The organism is Alteromonas sp. IB21, from assembly GCF_016405965.1.
Taxonomy (GTDB): domain Bacteria; phylum Pseudomonadota; class Gammaproteobacteria; order Enterobacterales; family Alteromonadaceae; genus Alteromonas.
On sequence record NZ_JAEFCD010000020.1, the window covers coordinates 15146 to 31147 of the forward strand.

A 16002-nucleotide genomic window follows, 5' to 3' on the forward strand; every position below is an offset into this window, starting at 1 on the left:
TATTTGGATAGGTTATGACTGACTCATTATTAATTGGCGCTGACAGCGAAGTTATTCTTCACTTTGATTTAAAGCTAGAAGATGGCTCTGCTGCTGACAGCACTCGCGTAAACAATAAACCTGCCAAAATGGTAATGGGCGACGGTAGCCTAACGCCGAATTTTGAAGCCTGTTTACTTGGGCTCAAAAAAGGTGATAAAAAAGCGTTCACGCTAGCTGCCAATGACGCATTCGGTGAGCCTAATCCAAACAACATCCACTATATGGATAGAAGTCGTTTTGGCGCTGATTTAAAGATTGAAGAAGGCATGATCCTCGCGTTTTCTCAACCAGATGGTTCAGAAATTCCGGGTATTATTCGAAGTGCAGCAGGGGATTCAGTCACCGTTGACTTCAATCACCCGTTAGCCGGGCAAACGGTTATTTTTGACGTTGAAATTATTGATGTTAAACCTGGCGTATCAGCACAAGGTGGAAACTAGTTATGCAAATACATTTAGCTAACCCTCGAGGGTTTTGCGCAGGCGTTGACAGAGCTATCACTATTGTAGAGCGAGCGCTTGAAATGTTTGAGCCGCCTATCTATGTGCGTCACGAGGTGGTGCATAACAAATTCGTGGTAGACGGGCTGCGTGAGCGCGGCGCGCTATTTGTCGATGAACTTCATGAAGTGCCAGATGACAGCATTGTCATTTTTTCTGCCCATGGCGTATCGCAGGCGGTGAGAAAAGAAGCTGAAAGTCGTGGACTTAAAGTTTTTGACGCTACTTGCCCACTTGTCACTAAAGTGCATATGGAAGTCACCCGCGCCAGCAAAACAGGGACGGAGTGTATTTTAATAGGTCACGCTGGTCACCCAGAAGTAGAGGGGACCATGGGCCAGTACAGCAATAAGGACGGCGGTATTTACTTAGTTGAATCTGAAGCTGACGTGGCAACGTTAGAAGTGAAAGATCCAACTAATCTTTATTATTGCAGCCAAACCACGCTATCTGTTGATGATACTGCCGATGTAATTGACGCGCTTCGCGCTAAATTCCCTCATATCAATGGTCCACGAAAAGACGATATTTGTTATGCCACTCAGAATCGCCAAGATGCTGTGCGAGATCTCGCTCAAGATTGCCAAATCCTCCTTGTAGTTGGTGCGCAGAACAGCTCAAATTCAAATCGGCTTCGCGAGTTAGCCGAAAAAATTGGTGCTAAAGCACATTTAATTGCCGATGCTAACTGTATACAAAAAGAATGGTTAGAAGGTGTAGAGCATATAGGCGTTACTGCTGGTGCATCAGCGCCGGAAGTGTTGGTGCAAGGCGTTGTCAATAGGTTAAAAGAGTGGGGGGCAACCTCTGCCTCGGAACGGTCTGGACGAGAAGAGAACGTTGAATTCGCTGTACCCAAAGAGTTGAGAGTTAAGCAGGTCGTTTAACACTACTGAGTTGCTAAAACTATTAAAACACCGCACTTCACAATGCGGTGTTTTTTTATGCTTTTGTCTACTGGAAATTCAATGGCTTACGGATAGATAATAATACCCAATCGATAGACGCAAATACGTTGCAGGTTAGTCGCAGTCAAGTTTTGAGAACCTGCCCGTTAGTATTAAGGGTTAAACTTTGATTTATGCGTACCGATATTTCTAGCACCGCTAAGTATATCGGGTGTGTTCAGGTTCAAACTGCATGTTGGATTTGCTGCTAGTCGTTTATCTAGCGTAATGTGAAAGGATTCTTAAAATTATACGTTTTAATAACCAACGATACCCAGCGTTATACGCTTTTGGCTTACTATACTACATTGGTAATAAAACCATCTGTTATGCAAGGTATATGTCAAAGGTAATGAAAGCTGAAAAGGTGATAATCAAAAAAGTGAAAGGACGTAGCCTTCCTCGCCAAGCCGGCGCAGGTCTTATTGAAATCCTTATCACGCTTTTTATCCTTGCGGTGGGATTACTTGGTGTTGCTGCATTACAGTTCACAGGTTCCTTTGCGAACAAAGATGCAATTAGCAGAACGCAAGCAGAAATGGTTGCCGCACAAGTTGCAGAGCGTCTTCGCGCGGCGGCCCGACCGGCCACTGTTGGCGATGGCATGGTAGTGAATAACGCCTACTTTTCCAGCAATAACTACAATTTTTCGACCCTTAGCTGTGCGGGCTCTTCAAACCCTTACTATGGCTGCTGTTTGACGAGACCGGCAGGTGTGCCTAATTGTGAAGGGCAATCCTGCAACGAAGCGCAAATGGCTGCCTATGACGGGTGGGCGCTTTCCTGCTCGGCTGTGCAAACTAATCCTCAAACGAAAGTCTCAGTGTCTTGCGCTGATAATAATACCGCTGATATTTATAGCTGTAGCGCTGGCTCTCGAGTTGAGGTACTACTAACGTGGCCCGTTTCATCATCGGGCAATCAAACTTACACACTCAACGCTAGATGCAACCCAACTACGGGCGACAGCAATGCGTGTGTGTTTAAGGATATCACGTTATGAACACGACTCAGTTAAGATCTCAGCGGGGTTTTTCACTCGTTGAACTGATGATTACACTGACGTTGGGCTTAGTGATCTCAGGCGCTGTTATCCAAGTGCTGGTTAGTAGTAGTGTGACCAATAAACTCAATCAAGCAGTGTCCCAAGTACAGGAGTCGGGGCGTTTCATAATGGGACGATTATCTGCCGAATTCTATGAAATTGGTCGCTACGACCAAGTAACCGCGAACATCGACGCGTCAGTTGACGTTGTCGCAGAAGCGGCATACGTAGAAAATCATCCCATTGCCGTGGTAGGCGACTTCGCAACTAACGCAACCTTAGGGAGTGTCCAGACCGCAAGCGGCGGCAGCGACAAGCTCGTTGTAAGCCTGTTGGCGCAAGAGGATTGTACTGGTAATTCACATGGCTATGCCGCGGGTAGCGAGTTTCATGTAGTAAATCACTATTTTGTGACAGGAAATACGCTTAAATGCACTGGCTACGATGGCCGTGTGCTGCGTGGCTTAAAAGCACAAGCCGTCTCTCCACTTTCTGTAACCTTGCTCGACAACGTCGAAAGCTTTCAAGTGCAGTTTGGCGTTTCAGACATAATAACTAATTCACGAGGACAAGCCATTTCATACGTGACCGCCGACGAAATTGCGGGTTTAAGAGCGTTGAATCAGCAAGTGGTATCACTGCGATGGGCCATCATGCTTAAAAGCTATCAAAATGAAGTAAGGCAAACTCAGGCCCAAAAGTATGCGCTGTTGAACGAAGCGTCTAAAACCATGGATACCGCACATTATTATCAGGTTTTCTCGAAGACCTTAGCCCTTCGAAATATGAAGAATTTTGTCAGGAGTTCGCAATGAAACAACAAGGCTTAGTGATGGTATTTGCATTGCTAGTATTGCTTTCGATTACTGTTTTAGGTGTGAGTGCGGTTACCAGCAGTCTTTCCCAATCTAAGATGGCGGTGTCTATGCAGCAAAGTGGCTTAGCGTTTGACGCTGCTGAAGCCGCTATCGCAGGCGTGTTTTTCGAATCCGAAGATGAGACGTTACTCACAGATCCAGCTAAAACCGATCCGCTATCAGAAGCAAGACAGGGTAATGTATTTGACCCTCAGGCTGATGCCATGAGCTGCTTTGACGAAGGGCAGTGGACTGACCGTCACATGACTGAAGGCGGGCTCTCTGTAGGTGATAGGCATATTACCGATGGCACTTATCAAAGTGCAGCATCGTCTAAGAGTTGGTCACGTACTGCATTTATTCGCGAGCAGGCTTGCCGTGGTTCAAGTAACGTTATTGGTGGAAGTAATGTGAACTGCCATGTGTTTATTATAAGAGGCTGCGGCAAAGTTGCAGGTAAATCCTCGGTTGTCGCTAACAGTTTGGCTGCTTCAGTATTTGGCCCGGCTTCACAATAGGTATCAGCATGAAAAAATTGACTACATATCTTGCTTCGATAACGCTTTTTAGCTGTATAGGCTTTTCCGCTTTTGGTGATGACCTTGATATTTATTTAGGCAATGCAAGCAGCGCGGTTACCTACAATCCAAACGTTTTGTTTATCATGGATTCTTCGGGGAGTATGGGGGCGTATGACAATACCAGTCAAACCAGAATGCTTCGCGTCCAAAACGCTCTTAAAGAGGCCCTTGGCTCTGCCACCAATATTAACGCTGGCCTGATGCGTTTTTCTGACTATGGCGGCCCTATTTTGTATCCTATCCGCAATATAGATGAATCAGTACGGCCTGAAATTATTGTTTCCACTAATGACGACGATCACGACGCCCATGAAATCGACGGCAGCGTAACCACAGAAAGCAACGACTTAATTTTAAGTAGTGGTACTAAAACCGTAACATCAGGACTTCGTTTTACTGAGTTGAATATCCCCCAGGGTGCTACGATCATAAGCGCCAATATTCGCTTCACTTCAGAGAAGTTTAACGTTGCGGGTACCTCATTAGTTATTTCAGCGGAAGCTTCAGCAGAAAGCACCGCGTTTTCATCGTCAAGTAATAACCTGAGTAGCCGAGTAAAAACGGCTGCAAATGTTGAGTGGCTCACCGACAATAGCTTTCCAACATCGGGTGAGGTAATAACCACTCCCGATATCAGTGCCGTTATTCAAGAAGTCGTGGATTTATCAGCTTGGTGTGGCGGTAAAGACTTAAACATTTTAATTGAAGGCACGAGTTCAGATACAGCAAGCGCCCGAGAAGCCAGAGCAAGTGATGTAGGGCAAAGTGGTGCTCCTCAGCTAGTTGTTTCCTACGACGACTCAACGGCCACAGGTTGTATACAAGGGGAGGCCATCTACCAAGTTGCCAGTTCACGAGATAATTCTGAAGAGAATGTGAATGGGTATCCAAACACGGGTAATGAGCTGACTTTTAATTCGTCGTATAACGACTATATCGGTGTTCGCTTTAGGAATGTCAATATTCCTCAAGGCGCTGTGGTTACAGAAGCCTATTTGGAATTTACGGCTTACAGTACACGAACAAGTGGAAATCCAAGTATGCGGATTCGTGGCGTTGCAGATAATGATGCCTCGGATTTTCACCCAGAGCGTCGTTACCGGTTGCGAGATCTGCCAAAAACCTCAGGCATCACCTGGTCTATGCCTGATTTTTACAGTGACAATGACTATCGAACACCGGATATAAGCAGTATTGTTGAGCAAATTGTAGATCGCTCTGGTTGGCAATCCGGTAATGATATGGCCTTTATACTTGATAACTTTGTCTCTTACCGCGGCGCGCATACCTATAACAACTGGCCCTCTCGAGCACCTAAGCTTATTGTGAAGTTCAATGGCGCCGCTACGCCTGGCTCATCGGCGTCAGTGCGCGAACATCTCATGAGCAAAATAGACGAACTGGGTGCTAACGGATTTACTCCCATTGTTGATACGCTTTTGGAAGCGACAAATTATTATGGCGGTTTGAGCGTGGATTATGGCCGTAAACGGGGCGAGAGCGACGTTAATGATTCAGTCAGACGTAGCACGCGGGTAAGTCATAGAAGTTCATACCTAGGAGCGGATTCAATTCTCCCTTCTGGATGCTCTGAAGATAATTTATCTGACAGCGATTGTATTAATGAGCAGATACCCACGCCTGCCACTTATATTTCACCTGTATCAGATTTGCAGTGTCAAACCAATAACCACATCGTACTGCTCTCTGATGGTGAAGCAAACAACAATCACAGTGTCTCTAAAATCCAAACCTTGCTAGGTAAAAGCTGTACAGGTAATGGTGGCGAAAAATGTGGTCTGGATTTAGTCAAAAACATAAGCGATACCGCTACCTCTGTGATTGGGCCAAGAGTTATTACGCATACCATAGGTTTTGCCGCGAATAACACTGCAAATAACTTCTTGAATCAACTCGCTTTACAAAGTGGGGGCGGCTTCTACCAAGCTGATAACAGCACTGACTTGCTCGAAGCTTTCAATACTATCTTGCGTTCAGTGAAGGACGTGAATGCCACCTTCGTTTCACCCGGTGTTGCGGTGAATCAACTCAATCGTCTTACTCACAGGGACGAGCTTTATTTTGCTCTATTTAAGCCTAGCGAAGGCGCTATTTGGCCAGGTAACTTGAAGCGCTATCGTTTGAGTGGCGATAAGATTTTAGACAAAAATAGCCTTAGTGCTGTGGATAGTGAAACCGGTTTTTTTGCTGAAAATGCCCATAGCTACTGGTCTACTCTTGCTGATGGAAGCGAAGTCAGCGAGGGCGGTGCAGCTAGCCGTTTAGGTGCCAATCGCAATATTTATGTCTTCGAAGGCGTTGGAACAATTGTAAGCGATGCCAATCGCCTTCACGAGGATAATTCCAATATCACTAAGACCGACCTTGCTATTCAAAGTGAAACAGATGCTGACCCATTAAGAGATGCGATTCTAAAGTGGGCAAGAGGTGTAGATGTGAAAGACAGCAACGGTGATGGCAGCACTAGCGATTATCGCCCTCAGATGGGCGATCCCATCCATTCGCAACCTATCATCGTAAACTATGGGACTAACGATTCGGCCATTTTGGTCGCGACAAATCAGGGCATGTTGCATTCTTTCGACACAGAAACGGGAGAAGAAAATTTCGCCATAATGCCCAAAGAGTTACTCCAAAATCTACATCACTTTTATAAAGACACACCGTCGCTAAGCCACCAATATGGCCTTGATGGCGATATGATTTTACGAACCGTTGAAGATAAGAAGTATCTTTACGTGGGCATGCGAAGAGGCGGGCATAACTATTACGTTTTCGATGTAACCCAGAAAGATGCTCCAAAACTAAAATTTAAACTAGAAGGTGGTCAGGGTGCTCTGACTAAGTTGGGACAAACATGGTCAAGACCAACCATTACTAAAATTAATATGGGCGGGCAAGTAAAAAACGTAATGATTGTCGGTGGTGGTTACGACGACGCTCAGGATGATCGTGCTATAAGAGCTAGCGATGTGGTTGGTAATGCGGTATTTATTTTTGATGCTGACACAGGAAGTCTGCTATGGCATGCAAGTAATGAAAATGCCGACCTGAACCTTTCAAATATGACCTACAGTATTCCGGGCCGTATCTCTGTGATTGACCGGGATAACGATGGGTTTGCTGATCACATGTATGTTGCGGATACTGGCGGACAACTATTTAGATTAGATATCTACAACGGCAGATCGGGTGCTGACTTTATAAAAGGGGCGCGTATTGCCGATTTTGGTGGAGACACTGCCGAGACTAATCGCCGTTTTTACTACGGCCCTGATGTTACAGAAATCGCTCTGGGTAACGAATTATACTACGGTGTAGCACTGGGGAGCGGTTGGCGAGCTTCACCCCTTGATACTGTTGTGGAAGACAATTTTTATATGCTTAAAGATAGCGGCGTCTTCAAACGCGACACCAATGGCAATTACACCTATATGGAAACCGCCTATGAGAGCGATATGTACAACGCCACAAGTCACGCGCTTAATAGTAGTGATGAGAACGAACGGGAGCTTGCTTCACAAGAGTTTGCAAATAAAGACGGGTGGTATCTAAATCTAACTATCAATGGTGAAAAAGTGCTTTCTTCCCCGCTTATCATTGATTACAAGGTGTTCTTTACTACTTACATACCTGCGGTTAGCAGCACGAGTTCGTGTGCGCCCCCTACTGGGAACAGCCGTGCTTACCTTGTGAACATGTTTAACGCAAATGCAGTAACAGATGTAAACAATGATGGTGAGGTCAATGAATTGGACCGTGCGGCCGATTTAAAACAAACCGGTATAGCGCCTGAAACCAAAATTCTTATTGAAGATATTGTTAGCCCCGTTGTTTGTTTGGGTACCGAGTGCGTGTCCGCGGTAATAGAAGTGGATGAAGATGGAAATGAGCAAGCCTGTACCAATGCTTTTGAGTGTCTGGCTGAGAATATTTATGGGCGTTTCGAACGTGTTCAGCGCGGCAGTTGGCATTCGGAAACAGAAAGAGAGTAGGTATAAACATGAGCGCATCCCAGCAGGGTTTTTCACTGATTGAGCTAATGATTGTCGTCGCTATTGTCGGCATCATCGCAGCGATTGCCTACCCTTCCTATCAAGGTGTCATTGCAGACGGATACCGTGGCACGGGGCAGGCAGATTTGCTTGGGCTAGCTTCCGCCATGGAGCGACATCATAGTGGCTCTTTTAGCTATGAGGGCGCCGCCGATGGCGGCTCGAATACGGGGGCGCCGGCAGTCTTTTCAGCATATTCTCCTTCATCTGAGCCTGCAGCGAATAAGCGCTATACACTTAGTATCGTTGCTGCCTCTGCGACAACCTTTGAGCTTAAAGCTACGCCCGTGACAGGGACAGGGCAGGCTGCTGATGGAGCACTCTATTATTTTAGCGATGGCAGAAAAGGCTGGGACAAAAATAACAACGGTAGTCTTGAATCCGGTGAATATTGTTGGTCGTGCTAAGCGGTTGAGGGCATTGCATAGCGGCTTCTTTGCCGCCTTTTGAATGTTTAAATAGTCCTATCTCGTGGCTTATCAACGCGCTTTATCAGGGGGGCGTTGAGAGTAATGAAGGCGTGCCAAACACAGCAATATCACTCCACTGCTGGTCCACGTCATCGTTAATATAAGCGGTGCGACTCGAATTATTCACTGCTGTTTGATTGATTTGCGTCTCAAGAATGGTTTCCCAAAGTACTAGTGTCCTGATTTTGCTGTTTAGCAAGTAAGCGCTTGTGCTTGTAAAAAGCAGTAAAGTAACAAGCACTTCTACAAGAATTCCTCCTCCTTCAACTCTTGAATTTATACATCGGCTTTGTAGAAAAGCGCGGGGTAAACGCATACTTCTAAAAGATTCAATATTACTCGTTATCATAGGACGTTCCTGGAATGGGAATTATTTTGGCAAGCACTGTGTTCTCTTGAAGGGCCCTAAGTAACGAAGTAGAAAGCGTCAATGCACCGTTAATTTGCTCATTGATCGGTGTGTTTGAGACATAGGTGCCGCTGATAGAAGCTGAACTTGCAACACGCAGCGTAAAAGTTGTAGGTGAAGATGACAGCATAAGAATAAGACCGTAAAGATGGGTGTTTGCTTGAAGTGTTAAATCGCCATCGGCAACTATTAGCAATACAGGGTTGGAAATAGAGTTATGTGATAGATCGCTATTGTCCAGTACACAATCTCCCGTTATCCAATACATGTTCGCAGGCGACATATTGTGGCATTGAGTCAGGCTCTCACCTTCAGCGAAGAAGTTAGCGTTGAGTGCTGATGCATCCCGGTTAAATAACCAGTTTGTTACTTGGTTATCCCATGAGAATTGCTGAGCTGAAGTCGGCAACCTCAAAAGAGAAGGGTAGCGAACAAATCTAGCAGTGTACGCCGTGTTGTCAATATCATGAGATACATTCACTTCAAATTGGGTCAGTAGTTGACCATCTACTCCCTCTAATTCGCTTACCAGAACAGTTGTAGTTAAATTAGCCGAATTGGTCGTAGTTAAAACATTTGAAACGTTTTGTGATCGTAATGCCCTGGCAATGTTTTTCGCGTGCTGTTTTAGCTCAATTTGAATGGATTCGGCGTCACGTCTAACCTTTTCTAAGGTGTAAAACTGCTGGACGCTTTGGGATGTCGTTACCGTTGCAAAAGTAACAATGCCAAGAAGAATAGCGACAACCGCAAGCACCACCATACCTACTTGGTGTTTTTTATTACCAGTGAAGCTCGGGCCGCTAAGTTTACCGTTTTTAAAATGTTTGCCTTTATTAACCATCATTGGGCACCTCTACGATAAAGCTTTCATGACTTTGTACGTCAGTATCCATGATACTTTGAAGCGTTATTTTTATTTCGTATGCTGACCCCCAACTGCTTTGGTGTATGCGATTTGCACTGAACTGAGTGACAGAGAGTGTTTCTGGATCAGTTAAATCAAACCATCCTCCCTGTTCACATGTATTACCGTTCACTCGGTACTCTACCGCTTCGTTGTTTAATCGGTAGCCAAACAGCTCGCCCTGGAACTCGGAGATCACGCCGTCTTCATTTTTGTCGTAAGAAAAGGTGATGCAACTGTTTAAAGACTCAGTTGGACGTTCACCAAGCGTGACATTCGAAGCAGGGGAATGGCCGCTAGACAAAGCTATAAATGGGGAGAGTATATTAGTCTCTTCAATAAAACCCGCTCTTCCTAGATGCTGAGAAATTGTGCTTTTCAAAGCACGCATATCTTCTTCAACGCTGGTGGCATGTTGGAGTGAAGAGAGCGCACTGTGGGATTGCGCGGCATACGAAGCAACAATAGAAATAAGTAGGCCAGATAGAGCGCATGCAATCATAAGTTCCGTGATACTGAAACCCGATACTCTGCGATAGGCACTATTGGAAGTGTTGGCAGTTTGAAGGCTTAACATGGCGCTATACCTACAAAATACTGTTCACTGCATAACCTTATTCGGCCTAATGAACTAAAGGTTACCTTTGCATTAAAGCGCTCACTAGAAAGAGTAAAGGTTGTATTGCTGCCAAAGTTGAGCGTGCCGTGCTTATTAAAAGCGACCGTCTTGTCTGTGCTACCCACTGTCCTGAGTTTGGTATTCCATGCGGTGGGGAGTTCCCAATAAGAGGCCTCATTTAACGCGCATGTTTGATAGGAAGCACAACTGCAATCTTGGTCCGCACTTACCATTAAACAATTGTCGGTTTCGATTTTTGCTATCAAGTAAAACGTTTTTTGCTGGGCGAGGGACTGTATACGTGTTTGTTTTGCAAGTTCTGTGACCCGCGTAGCGAAATGTTTGAACGCATTTTTTTCCTGCCACCTTTGAAAAGACGGGACGGTAAGTAAAGAAAGTATGCTCAAAATCAGCAAAGAGACGAGCAGTTCAAACAAGGATAACCCCGTCATGGTGTTGGGCCGCTTATTTGTGTGTTTTCCTTTGTGCATTGTCCAAAAAGCCATGCGTAAGTCCAGTTATAGCGACAGAGGTAAATTGATAGGCTCAATGTACTGAATAACTAGCTAACAGGAAGCTGTACTATGGAAGTGAATTACACTGCAAATGATAAAAGGTACGGGCAAAAAGGGTTTACCTTGATTGAGCTATTAGTCGCTATGGCTATTGTTGGGTTGCTCAGTCTTGCTGCAACGTCTGCCATAAACACGACACGACAGATAAGCGAGATAAATAAAGTTAAAGCTCATTTACTATCACTTCAAGCGATGCAGTCGACAATGTGGCTCGAAAATGGGCATTACCTTGCGCTAAATTCGTTACCCAGCACTAACATACCAAACGTCAGTTTTACGCAATCCAATAGTCAGGGGGGAGGCTATGAAATTGCCGCTACACGTTTATCATTAAGTGCGGACGACAGCTGCCGAACGATAAAAATCAGTGAGGTAATGCTTTCACCCAAAGAGTGCTGGTAAGAAAAGTACGTTATATATTCTGAGCGCCCTAAGTAAGGATTACTTACCTATTGAACGTTAGTATTTTAGAAAATAGTGACTACTAGCTGCACGTTAAATCATTACCGGCAAGATCTTCTTTCGTTCCATCACCATCGCTATCTACAGCGACAGATATTCTGCCATAAAGCGACAGTAAAAGTGCTGACGCATAGTCTGTATCGCCATCATTGGGGCAAAGAGTGATGGTAGCAGCATTGTCGATACCGCCCTGTTCATTAAACACTAAGCTGCCGCTAATACCGTATACAGTGTTGGCGGCATTGAGAGGGTCGCTAGCAACGACTAGATCTTCGCTGTTATCTCGAGTGCCGTTGCTGTTAACGTCAATAAACACCATTTTGGCATCTCGCCAGTTGTTCGTGCAGGCTGTGTAATTGTTTGTAGGGCACAAGACCACGTTAGTCTGTTCATCCACGGCGGTAAATCGGGCACGCTGAGCAACCGCGCTTAAGTTGTTTAAGTCAGCAGTGATCCTATTTTTAATAAGTATATTTTGTATGCCTGGTGCAACCGTCGTTAATATTATGGCAAGAACGGCGACGGCCACAAGCATTTCCAACAGGGTCAGTCCTGCTTGTTTCGAAATTTCGCTACGCTTAATTTTTTGCTTATTGTTTATCATTTTAAAACGCTATCTTCCAATAATCTAACCGTTATCGCTAATGCCTTTTGTCTGCCTTTTCATCGGTTTAACAATTGATTTATCTTGTCCATCACGGCTTACTATATTTTTCCATCAGGATAGCTAGAGGGGGCATCCCGACATCGCGAAGTGTTTCTATCTTCAATGTAATGAAATCAAAAGATAATGAGGCATAAATACCCAATATTTTAGGGTAAACTAAAAATCATCGGCAAAGGTATGTTTTACTGTGTTATCGCATCGTTGACCATACGCCTTATGGTTAATGGGGCTTCAAATAACATGCCTAGCCTGCACCATAATATAATAAAGATGACGTGGCCTTTAAACGGTGAGACGGGCCAATGTCTTTCGAATACAGGGGACGATAACACTAACATCCGAAGTGATATTGTCGTAGAATCAAGTTCCAGGACGCCTTAAAAATACGTGGATATTACAATGCAAAAACAAGCAGTTATTGATGAAATGAAAGTGCTGCCTGAAATTGACGTGGAATATGAAGTTGCACGTCGAGTCTCTTTTATAAAGAAGCAGTTGCTGACATCCGGTTTGAATTCTTTGGTACTCGGTATCAGTGGGGGAATTGATTCGTGCACATTGGGCCGTCTTGCTCAAATAGCGGTGAATGAATTAAACGAAGAGCATCACGAAACCTATCAGTTCATTGCAGTTCGTCTGCCTTACGATACGCAAGCGGACGAGGAAGATGCGCAAAAGTCTATCGACTTTATTCAGCCTACTTATTCTGTCGCAGTAAACGTGAAGCCAGGTGCAGATAACATTCATGCGTCAACCGTAGAGGCGCTTTCCCATGCAGACCTTCTTCCTGCTAGCGAAGCAAAGCAAGACTTTGTTAAGGGTAATGTTAAAGCGCGCACTCGCATGGTTATTCAATATGAAATTGCGGGTATGGTTGATGGCTTAGTATTAGGTACCGACCATTCGGCTGAAAATATTACAGGGTTTTATACCAAATACGGAGATGGTGCATGTGATCTGGCGCCGCTGTTTGGCTTAAGTAAGCGCCAAGTACGTGCAGTGGCGGCCCATTTAGGTGCGCCGCACAATGTTATTACCAAAGCTCCCACCGCTGATTTGGAGAGTCTTTCTCCACAAAAGGCGGATGAACAGGCGTTGGGAATGTCTTACGACCAAATAGATGACTTTTTGGAAGGTAAGCCGGTTTCTGCAGAAGTGGAAGAGAAATTGCTCTATATTTATGAGCGCACACAACATAAACGTGTGCCAATTCCAACAATTTACGATGAGTTGTAGTCATGAAAAAAATTGAAGCTATCATTAAACCGTTCAAAATGGACGATGTTAGGGAAGCGCTAGCTGAAGTCGGTATCGCAGGGATGACCGTGTCTGAAGTTAAAGGTTTTGGCCGACAAAAAGGCCATACCGAGCTTTATCGCGGTGCAGAATATCAAGTTGACTTCCTACCTAAGATTAAAATTGAACTCGTGCTGGACGATGACAGGGTTGAGCAAGCCGTAGAAGCGATTCAGTCTTCAGCAAAAACGGGCAAAATTGGCGACGGAAAAATATTTGTTTACAGCGTAGAGCAGGCAGTACGTATTCGTACTGGAGAACAAAACGAAGACGCGATTTAACGTTGTGAGTGCTTACTGCGCATGAAAAAGGGAGTCAATTGACTCCCTTTTCGTTTATGTGTTTTGTCATTCATCTAAGAGCAAATGATCAAAAATTTTAGTGATCGTGTCCGCAACCGCCTTCACTATGAACGTGGCCATGTTCAAGTTCTTCTTGCGTAGCTTCACGTACATCAACAACCGATACATCGAATGTAAGTGGGATGCCCGCCAGCGGGTGGTTTCCGTCTACAACTACTTCGTCATCAGTGGTTTCGATAATAATGACCGATTGCTCACCCTGGGGAGTGGTAGCGCGGAAAGACATACCCACTTCAACATCCATCCCTTCAAACATTGAGCGAGGAACGGTTTGCACCAATTCATCAGCTCGCTCTCCATATGCTTTCTCAGGCTCTACAGACACATTAAAGCTATCGTCTTTTGTTTTGCCAATAAGTGCATCTTCAAGGCCTTCAATTAAAAAGCGGCGACCTAATAGTACGACTAGCGGCGATTTCCCTTCTGAAGAGTCTAGCGTTGTGCCGTCTTCGGTTGATACGGTGTAGTGTAGCGTTACAACGCTGTCAGAAGTAATTGTCATAACAAATCCTATCTTGGCCCTATTGTTAAACTTGTTTCAAAAATTAGGGCATTAAATGAAAGGCAGCAAAACTGCTGCTTAGCGACGTTTTTTTACAATATTGCTAGCTTGTTGCTCAATATTGTACGGCAAGCTATTAGGGTAACAGGTAATCGCGTTATTATCAGCCAGTCTGTGTAAATCTTCAGACGTTGTGTCGTTATTAAGCACAGCTATAAACCACGTTTCGCTTTCCAGCGCCGCCACTTTAAGTACTTTACCAGCAACACGCCAGTTGTCACCGAGTTGCTTTTCGAGGCTGTCACCAGCCTTCACAGGAACATGGCCTTCAAGCTTAAAACTGTACGCGGCTCGCTTGTTTTTGCCTAAAAAGCGGGTTCTAGCAACGACCTCTTGACCCATATAGCAGCCTTTATCAAAATCGATACCGTTAAGGGCCTGCACATTGATCATTTGCGGAACATATTCACCAATGGCTTCACTATCTAGCATGGCATGCACACTTTCTATTTGAATCGCGTCGAATACGGTATGCGAAAAACAAGGAAGTGAGAGTTCGCTTGTGTTTTCTTCAAACTGCTCGCTAGCATCTTTAGTTAGCAGCAGTACAAAGCCCTCGCGGCTTGTATTTGCAGCAAATATCACGCCGTGCTCATTTTCTACTTTTTGAAGTGTATTTGCTTGGTTCTGATTTGAACCAAATAGTTTTTCTAGTTCATCACTTCCAAAAAGCTCACGAAGCAATAGTTGAGTGCTGTTGTTGTTAGCGGCGTCAGATGAAAGAAAATAAGGGTTATAGCATGGCGTATCGTCTACTATATCTACTTTTGAAAAGACGCCATATTTATTCAACTGCGCTAGAGAATGGTGACCCGCATCTGCATTGGTAAGCAACAACAGTTTATTGGCATGTCGAGTTACATAACCTGTCGCCCAGGTTTTACCTTTGTTGTCACAATGAGCAAAATGCCTCGCTGTCACCTTATCAAGTTTATTGATATTCACTGTTATTTGACCGTGCAGGTAATTGTCGGCTTGCTCGCCTTCCAGAGAGATAATCATAGAGTTGGAAAGCTTAACCATAAACTCACCAGGGAGGTCGTTTAACGATGCGATAGAGGTCATATTCACCACGTGTAAAATTGATAGTATGTACCCAGAATATGGCATAACCATCATTATTCAAGGGCAAAGCAAGCAATTCTGTACAGATTAAGTTCTATTTAGTTTTCGCATCAGACCAAAAGAGCAGTGATCACCACACTCGCGCCATGGTATTATTGTTAGATAATACTAAGTGGTAAGGATGACAGATGTTTGAACCAAAAAGATTAGCGAGATTAAAGTGGGCTTGCCGCCGCGGTATGCTGGAGTTAGATGTGCTACTGCTACCTTTCGTTGAAGAGGCGTTTGAATCTCTGAGCTACGAAGAACAAGAGACATTTGAGCGGTTACTTACTAGCGATGACCCAGACCTATTTGCGTGGATTATGGGCCATCAAAAGTGCGAAGACCCTGAGTTAGCCGCTATGGTCGCGACCATCGTAAATCGTGTTAAAGTATAGAATAAATGTAACCTGTAACAAATATAGACCTTTGCTAGGGGAGGCATGCGTAGCGCTTTGTTTTTATGCGGCACTATGTAGTCTTCCTTATAATGTTTCAACCCGGCTTAATTTTTCAGC

The 16002-nt window shown here is 44.7% G+C and carries 18 protein-coding genes; 11 read left to right on the forward strand and 7 right to left on the reverse strand.

The annotated features are described in order from the left end of the window. Positions 1–14 precede the first annotated feature (14 nt). The 7 genes from fkpB (at position 15) to JC525_RS13740 (ending at position 8455) form a co-directional block, all read left to right on the forward strand. Positions 15–482 carry an FKBP-type peptidyl-prolyl cis-trans isomerase gene (gene fkpB / locus JC525_RS13710; RefSeq protein WP_198816322.1) on the forward strand — a complete coding sequence of 156 codons (468 nt, stop codon included), beginning with the start codon at positions 15–17 and terminating at the stop codon, positions 480–482. A 2-nt stretch (positions 483–484) separates the two neighbouring features. Further along, positions 485–1429, forward strand: coding sequence for a 4-hydroxy-3-methylbut-2-enyl diphosphate reductase (ispH, locus tag JC525_RS13715; protein WP_198816323.1), 945 nt, complete (start codon positions 485–487; stop codon positions 1427–1429). A 412-nt stretch (positions 1430–1841) separates the two neighbouring features. After that, complete coding sequence (locus JC525_RS13720; RefSeq protein WP_198816324.1) at positions 1842–2492, forward strand: prepilin-type N-terminal cleavage/methylation domain-containing protein; 651 nt, start codon at positions 1842–1844, stop codon at positions 2490–2492. After that, the gene (locus JC525_RS13725; RefSeq protein ID WP_198816325.1) at positions 2489–3349 is read left to right on the forward strand and encodes a PilW family protein; all 861 of its coding nucleotides are present in this window, start codon (positions 2489–2491) and stop codon (positions 3347–3349) included. The genes JC525_RS13720 and JC525_RS13725 overlap by 4 nt, the downstream gene beginning before the upstream one ends. Next, positions 3346–3909 carry a PilX N-terminal domain-containing pilus assembly protein gene (locus JC525_RS13730; RefSeq protein ID WP_198816326.1) on the forward strand — a complete coding sequence of 188 codons (564 nt, stop codon included), beginning with the start codon at positions 3346–3348 and terminating at the stop codon, positions 3907–3909. The genes JC525_RS13725 and JC525_RS13730 overlap by 4 nt, the downstream gene beginning before the upstream one ends. 8 nt (positions 3910–3917) lie before the next feature. Beyond that, positions 3918–7988, forward strand: a complete 4071-nt coding sequence (locus JC525_RS13735) for a PilC/PilY family type IV pilus protein (protein WP_198816327.1) — start codon at positions 3918–3920, stop codon at positions 7986–7988. Positions 7989–7996: 8 nt separating this feature from the next. Beyond that, on the forward strand, positions 7997–8455 hold the full coding sequence (locus tag JC525_RS13740; RefSeq protein WP_198816328.1) for a type IV pilin protein: 459 nt from the start codon (positions 7997–7999) through the stop codon (positions 8453–8455). A gap of 85 nt (positions 8456–8540) precedes the next feature. Here JC525_RS13740 and JC525_RS13745 read toward each other — a convergent pair whose 3' ends face one another. The 4 genes from JC525_RS13745 to JC525_RS13760 are packed head-to-tail and all read right to left on the reverse strand — an operon-like array spanning position 8541 to position 10959. Continuing rightward, a complete protein-coding gene (locus JC525_RS13745; protein WP_233095203.1) occupies positions 8541–8867 on the reverse strand; it encodes a hypothetical protein in 327 nt (108 codons plus the stop codon). Then, positions 8854–9774 carry a hypothetical protein gene (locus tag JC525_RS13750; RefSeq protein ID WP_233095204.1) on the reverse strand — a complete coding sequence of 307 codons (921 nt, stop codon included), beginning with the start codon at positions 9772–9774 and terminating at the stop codon, positions 8854–8856. Before JC525_RS13750 ends, JC525_RS13745 begins: the two co-directional genes overlap by 14 nt. Then, positions 9764–10411, reverse strand: a complete 648-nt coding sequence (locus JC525_RS13755; RefSeq protein WP_198816329.1) for a prepilin-type N-terminal cleavage/methylation domain-containing protein — start codon at positions 10409–10411, stop codon at positions 9764–9766. The genes JC525_RS13750 and JC525_RS13755 overlap by 11 nt, the downstream gene beginning before the upstream one ends. Next, positions 10405–10959: a prepilin-type cleavage/methylation domain-containing protein gene (locus JC525_RS13760; protein WP_198816330.1), complete on the reverse strand. Its 555-nt coding sequence runs from the start codon at positions 10957–10959 to the stop codon at positions 10405–10407. Before JC525_RS13760 ends, JC525_RS13755 begins: the two co-directional genes overlap by 7 nt. A 78-nt stretch (positions 10960–11037) precedes the next feature. On the opposite strand from JC525_RS13760, the gene JC525_RS13765 reads away from it, so the two are divergent. Beyond that, positions 11038–11430 carry a type IV pilin protein gene (locus tag JC525_RS13765; RefSeq protein ID WP_198816331.1) on the forward strand — a complete coding sequence of 131 codons (393 nt, stop codon included), beginning with the start codon at positions 11038–11040 and terminating at the stop codon, positions 11428–11430. An 82-nt stretch (positions 11431–11512) separates the two neighbouring features. Here the strand turns inward: JC525_RS13765 and JC525_RS13770 are convergent, their stop codons facing one another. After that, positions 11513–12094, reverse strand: coding sequence for a GspH/FimT family pseudopilin (locus JC525_RS13770; RefSeq protein ID WP_198816332.1), 582 nt, complete (start codon positions 12092–12094; stop codon positions 11513–11515). Between the two features lie 462 nt (positions 12095–12556). On the opposite strand from JC525_RS13770, the gene nadE reads away from it, so the two are divergent. Both nadE and JC525_RS13780 read left to right on the forward strand, forming a co-directional pair. Further along, the gene (gene nadE / locus JC525_RS13775; RefSeq protein WP_198816333.1) at positions 12557–13393 is read left to right on the forward strand and encodes an ammonia-dependent NAD(+) synthetase; all 837 of its coding nucleotides are present in this window, start codon (positions 12557–12559) and stop codon (positions 13391–13393) included. Positions 13394–13395: 2 nt separating this feature from the next. Further along, positions 13396–13734 carry a P-II family nitrogen regulator gene (locus tag JC525_RS13780; protein WP_105931694.1) on the forward strand — a complete coding sequence of 113 codons (339 nt, stop codon included), beginning with the start codon at positions 13396–13398 and terminating at the stop codon, positions 13732–13734. Positions 13735–13831: 97 nt separating this feature from the next. Here the strand turns inward: JC525_RS13780 and JC525_RS13785 are convergent, their stop codons facing one another. Continuing rightward, the gene (locus JC525_RS13785) at positions 13832–14317 is read right to left on the reverse strand and encodes an FKBP-type peptidyl-prolyl cis-trans isomerase (RefSeq protein WP_198816334.1); all 486 of its coding nucleotides are present in this window, start codon (positions 14315–14317) and stop codon (positions 13832–13834) included. Positions 14318–14395: 78 nt separating this feature from the next. Then, a complete protein-coding gene (gene ygfZ / locus JC525_RS13790) occupies positions 14396–15442 on the reverse strand; it encodes a CAF17-like 4Fe-4S cluster assembly/insertion protein YgfZ (protein ID WP_198816335.1) in 1047 nt (348 codons plus the stop codon). A 188-nt stretch (positions 15443–15630) separates the two neighbouring features. On the opposite strand from ygfZ, the gene JC525_RS13795 reads away from it, so the two are divergent. Continuing rightward, positions 15631–15882 carry an FAD assembly factor SdhE gene (locus JC525_RS13795; RefSeq protein WP_105931697.1) on the forward strand — a complete coding sequence of 84 codons (252 nt, stop codon included), beginning with the start codon at positions 15631–15633 and terminating at the stop codon, positions 15880–15882. The last annotated feature ends 120 nt before the right edge of the window (positions 15883–16002 follow it).